Annotated in this window: 2 tRNA genes and 3 rRNA genes; all 5 read left to right on the top strand. The window is 51.0% G+C overall.

From position 1 onward, the window contains the following. The first annotated feature begins 367 nt into the window (after nucleotides 1-367). The 5 genes from QZR14_RS27820 (at nucleotide 368) to rrf (ending at nucleotide 5,569) form a co-directional block, all read left to right on the top strand. Nucleotides 368-1,904 (top strand): 16S ribosomal RNA (locus QZR14_RS27820). An 81-nt stretch (nucleotides 1,905-1,985) separates the two neighbouring features. After that, a tRNA-Ile gene (locus QZR14_RS27815) sits at nucleotides 1,986-2,062 on the top strand. A gap of 30 nt (nucleotides 2,063-2,092) precedes the next feature. Continuing rightward, a tRNA-Ala gene (locus tag QZR14_RS27810) sits at nucleotides 2,093-2,168 on the top strand. 246 nt (nucleotides 2,169-2,414) lie between these two features. Continuing rightward, a 23S ribosomal RNA gene (locus QZR14_RS27805) occupies nucleotides 2,415-5,308 on the top strand. A gap of 145 nt (nucleotides 5,309-5,453) precedes the next feature. Then, nucleotides 5,454-5,569: ribosomal RNA gene (gene rrf / locus QZR14_RS27800) — 5S ribosomal RNA — on the top strand. Together the 16S, 23S and 5S rRNA genes with 2 tRNA genes alongside form the textbook arrangement of a ribosomal RNA operon. Nucleotides 5,570-5,615 lie beyond the last annotated feature (46 nt).

The following is a 5,615-nucleotide window of genomic DNA, read 5'->3' as shown; positions in this document are numbered from 1 at the left end:
ATCGAAGCCAGAAGGAAGTTGAAAAAGAGGTGTTGACAGCAGCGTGTAACGCTGTAGAATTCGCCTCCCGCTGACGAGAGATCGGAAGCGCAAGTGGTTGAAGTTGTTGAAGAAATCTTCGAAAACTTCTGAAAATAATCACTTGACAGCAAATGAGGCTGCTGTAGAATGCGCGCCTCGGTTGAGACGAAAGATCTTAACCAACCGCTCTTTAACAACTGAATCAAGCAATTCGTGTGGGTGCTTGTGGAGTCAGACTGATAGTCAACAAGATTATCAGCATCACAAGTTACTCCGCGAGAAATCAAAGATGTAACCAACGATTGCTGAGCCAAGTTTAGGGTTTCTTAAAAACCCAAAGATGTTTGAACTGAAGAGTTTGATCATGGCTCAGATTGAACGCTGGCGGCAGGCCTAACACATGCAAGTCGAGCGGATGAAAGGAGCTTGCTCCTGGATTCAGCGGCGGACGGGTGAGTAATGCCTAGGAATCTGCCTGGTAGTGGGGGACAACGTTTCGAAAGGAACGCTAATACCGCATACGTCCTACGGGAGAAAGCAGGGGACCTTCGGGCCTTGCGCTATCAGATGAGCCTAGGTCGGATTAGCTAGTTGGTGAGGTAATGGCTCACCAAGGCGACGATCCGTAACTGGTCTGAGAGGATGATCAGTCACACTGGAACTGAGACACGGTCCAGACTCCTACGGGAGGCAGCAGTGGGGAATATTGGACAATGGGCGAAAGCCTGATCCAGCCATGCCGCGTGTGTGAAGAAGGTCTTCGGATTGTAAAGCACTTTAAGTTGGGAGGAAGGGCAGTAAATTAATACTTTGCTGTTTTGACGTTACCGACAGAATAAGCACCGGCTAACTCTGTGCCAGCAGCCGCGGTAATACAGAGGGTGCAAGCGTTAATCGGAATTACTGGGCGTAAAGCGCGCGTAGGTGGTTCGTTAAGTTGGATGTGAAATCCCCGGGCTCAACCTGGGAACTGCATTCAAAACTGTCGAGCTAGAGTATGGTAGAGGGTGGTGGAATTTCCTGTGTAGCGGTGAAATGCGTAGATATAGGAAGGAACACCAGTGGCGAAGGCGACCACCTGGACTGATACTGACACTGAGGTGCGAAAGCGTGGGGAGCAAACAGGATTAGATACCCTGGTAGTCCACGCCGTAAACGATGTCAACTAGCCGTTGGGAGCCTTGAGCTCTTAGTGGCGCAGCTAACGCATTAAGTTGACCGCCTGGGGAGTACGGCCGCAAGGTTAAAACTCAAATGAATTGACGGGGGCCCGCACAAGCGGTGGAGCATGTGGTTTAATTCGAAGCAACGCGAAGAACCTTACCAGGCCTTGACATCCAATGAACTTTCCAGAGATGGATTGGTGCCTTCGGGAACATTGAGACAGGTGCTGCATGGCTGTCGTCAGCTCGTGTCGTGAGATGTTGGGTTAAGTCCCGTAACGAGCGCAACCCTTGTCCTTAGTTACCAGCACGTAATGGTGGGCACTCTAAGGAGACTGCCGGTGACAAACCGGAGGAAGGTGGGGATGACGTCAAGTCATCATGGCCCTTACGGCCTGGGCTACACACGTGCTACAATGGTCGGTACAAAGGGTTGCCAAGCCGCGAGGTGGAGCTAATCCCATAAAACCGATCGTAGTCCGGATCGCAGTCTGCAACTCGACTGCGTGAAGTCGGAATCGCTAGTAATCGCGAATCAGAATGTCGCGGTGAATACGTTCCCGGGCCTTGTACACACCGCCCGTCACACCATGGGAGTGGGTTGCACCAGAAGTAGCTAGTCTAACCTTCGGGAGGACGGTTACCACGGTGTGATTCATGACTGGGGTGAAGTCGTAACAAGGTAGCCGTAGGGGAACCTGCGGCTGGATCACCTCCTTAATCGACGACATCAGCTGCTCCATAAGTTCCCACACGAATTGCTTGATTCATTGAAGAAGACGAAAGAAGCAGCCCGAAATTGGGTCTGTAGCTCAGTTGGTTAGAGCGCACCCCTGATAAGGGTGAGGTCGGCAGTTCGAATCTGCCCAGACCCACCAATTTTGTGTGGGAAACGCCTGTAGAAATACGGGGCCATAGCTCAGCTGGGAGAGCGCCTGCCTTGCACGCAGGAGGTCAGCGGTTCGATCCCGCTTGGCTCCACCACTACTGCTTCTCTTGTATAAAGCTTAGAAATGAGCATTCCATCATGATGATGGTGAATGTTGATTTCTAGTCTTTGACTAGTTCGTTCTTTAAAAATTTGGGTATGTGATAGAAAGATAGACTGAACGTTACTTTCACTGGTAACGGATCAGGCTAAGGTAAAATTTGTGAGTTCTCTTAGTTGAGAAATTCGAATTTTCGGCGAATGTCGTCTTCACAGTATAACCAGATTGCTTGGGGTTATATGGTCAAGTGAAGAAGCGCATACGGTGGATGCCTTGGCAGTCAGAGGCGATGAAAGACGTGGTAGCCTGCGAAAAGCTTCGGGGAGTCGGCAAACAGACTTTGATCCGGAGATGTCTGAATGGGGGAACCCAGCCATCATAAGATGGTTATCTTGTACTGAATACATAGGTGCAAGAGGCGAACCAGGGGAACTGAAACATCTAAGTACCCTGAGGAAAAGAAATCAACCGAGATTCCCTTAGTAGTGGCGAGCGAACGGGGACTAGCCCTTAAGTGGCTTTGAGATTAGCGGAACGCTCTGGAAAGTGCGGCCATAGTGGGTGATAGCCCTGTACGCGAAAATCTCTTAGTCATGAAATCGAGTAGGACGGAGCACGAGAAACTTTGTCTGAATATGGGGGGACCATCCTCCAAGGCTAAATACTACTGACTGACCGATAGTGAACTAGTACCGTGAGGGAAAGGCGAAAAGAACCCCGGAGAGGGGAGTGAAATAGATCCTGAAACCGTATGCGTACAAGCAGTGGGAGCAGACTTTGTTCTGTGACTGCGTACCTTTTGTATAATGGGTCAGCGACTTATTTTCAGTGGCGAGCTTAACCGAATAGGGGAGGCGTAGCGAAAGCGAGTCTTAATAGGGCGTCTAGTCGCTGGGAATAGACCCGAAACCGGGCGATCTATCCATGGGCAGGTTGAAGGTTGGGTAACACTAACTGGAGGACCGAACCGACTACCGTTGAAAAGTTAGCGGATGACCTGTGGATCGGAGTGAAAGGCTAATCAAGCTCGGAGATAGCTGGTTCTCCTCGAAAGCTATTTAGGTAGCGCCTCATGTATCACTGTAGGGGGTAGAGCACTGTTTCGGCTAGGGGGTCATCCCGACTTACCAAACCGATGCAAACTCCGAATACCTACAAGTGCCGAGCATGGGAGACACACGGCGGGTGCTAACGTCCGTCGTGAAAAGGGAAACAACCCAGACCGTCAGCTAAGGTCCCAAAGTTATGGTTAAGTGGGAAACGATGTGGGAAGGCTTAGACAGCTAGGAGGTTGGCTTAGAAGCAGCCACCCTTTAAAGAAAGCGTAATAGCTCACTAGTCGAGTCGGCCTGCGCGGAAGATGTAACGGGGCTCAAACCATACACCGAAGCTACGGGTATCATCTTCGGATGATGCGGTAGAGGAGCGTTCTGTAAGCCTGTGAAGGTGAGTTGAGAAGCTTGCTGGAGGTATCAGAAGTGCGAATGCTGACATGAGTAACGACAATGGGTGTGAAAAACACCCACGCCGAAAGACCAAGGTTTCCTGCGCAACGTTAATCGACGCAGGGTTAGTCGGTCCCTAAGGCGAGGCTGAAAAGCGTAGTCGATGGAAAACAGGTTAATATTCCTGTACTTCTGGTTATTGCGATGGAGGGACGGAGAAGGCTAGGCCAGCTTGGCGTTGGTTGTCCAAGTTTAAGGTGGTAGGCTGGAATCTTAGGTAAATCCGGGATTCTAAGGCCGAGAGCTGATGACGAGTGTTCTTTTAGAACACGAAGTGGTTGATGCCATGCTTCCAAGAAAAGCTTCTAAGCTTCAGGTAACCAGGAACCGTACCCCAAACCGACACAGGTGGTTGGGTAGAGAATACCAAGGCGCTTGAGAGAACTCGGGTGAAGGAACTAGGCAAAATGGCACCGTAACTTCGGGAGAAGGTGCGCCGGTGAGGGTGAAGGACTTGCTCCGTAAGCTCATGCCGGTCGAAGATACCAGGCCGCTGCGACTGTTTATTAAAAACACAGCACTCTGCAAACACGAAAGTGGACGTATAGGGTGTGACGCCTGCCCGGTGCCGGAAGGTTAATTGATGGGGTTAGCTAACGCGAAGCTCTTGATCGAAGCCCCGGTAAACGGCGGCCGTAACTATAACGGTCCTAAGGTAGCGAAATTCCTTGTCGGGTAAGTTCCGACCTGCACGAATGGCGTAACGATGGCGGCGCTGTCTCCACCCGAGACTCAGTGAAATTGAAATCGCTGTGAAGATGCAGTGTATCCGCGGCTAGACGGAAAGACCCCGTGAACCTTTACTATAGCTTTGCACTGGACTTTGAATTTGCTTGTGTAGGATAGGTGGGAGGCTTTGAAGCGTGGACGCCAGTTCGCGTGGAGCCATCCTTGAAATACCACCCTGGCAACTTTGAGGTTCTAACTCAGGTCCGTTATCCGGATCGAGGACAGTGTATGGTGGGTAGTTTGACTGGGGCGGTCTCCTCCTAAAGAGTAACGGAGGAGTACGAAGGTGCGCTCAGACCGGTCGGAAATCGGTCGTAGAGTATAAAGGCAAAAGCGCGCTTGACTGCGAGACAGACACGTCGAGCAGGTACGAAAGTAGGTCTTAGTGATCCGGTGGTTCTGTATGGAAGGGCCATCGCTCAACGGATAAAAGGTACTCCGGGGATAACAGGCTGATACCGCCCAAGAGTTCATATCGACGGCGGTGTTTGGCACCTCGATGTCGGCTCATCACATCCTGGGGCTGAAGCCGGTCCCAAGGGTATGGCTGTTCGCCATTTAAAGTGGTACGCGAGCTGGGTTTAGAACGTCGTGAGACAGTTCGGTCCCTATCTGCCGTGGACGTTTGAGATTTGAGAGGGGCTGCTCCTAGTACGAGAGGACCGGAGTGGACGAACCTCTGGTGTTCCGGTTGTCACGCCAGTGGCATTGCCGGGTAGCTATGTTCGGGAAAGATAACCGCTGAAAGCATCTAAGCGGGAAACTTGCCTCAAGATGAGATCTCACTGGAACCTTGAGTTCCCTGAAGGGCCGTCGAAGACTACGACGTTGATAGGTTGGGTGTGTAAGCGCTGTGAGGCGTTGAGCTAACCAATACTAATTGCCCGTGAGGCTTGACCATATAACACCCAAGCAATTTGCGTCGAAGAGAGCAGATTGCGGTGTGTGAAGACGCAATGAACCGAAAGTTCGAAAAACACACAAATCTATTACATACCCAATTTGCTGAAGCGCGGCCATCTGGTCACGAGTCAGTACCCGAATTTCTTGACGACCATAGAGCGTTGGAACCACCTGATCCCATCCCGAACTCAGCAGTGAAACGATGCATCGCCGATGGTAGTGTGGGGTTTCCCCATGTGAGAGTAGGTCATCGTCAAGATTAAATTCCGAAACCCCAATTGCGAAAGCAGTTGGGGTTTTGTTTT

This window comes from Pseudomonas sp. rhizo66 (assembly GCF_031931925.1).
GTDB lineage: Bacteria > Pseudomonadota > Gammaproteobacteria > Pseudomonadales > Pseudomonadaceae > Aquipseudomonas.
Note: the sequence above shows the minus strand (reverse complement) of the source record. Positions and strands in the feature narration are given on the sequence as shown.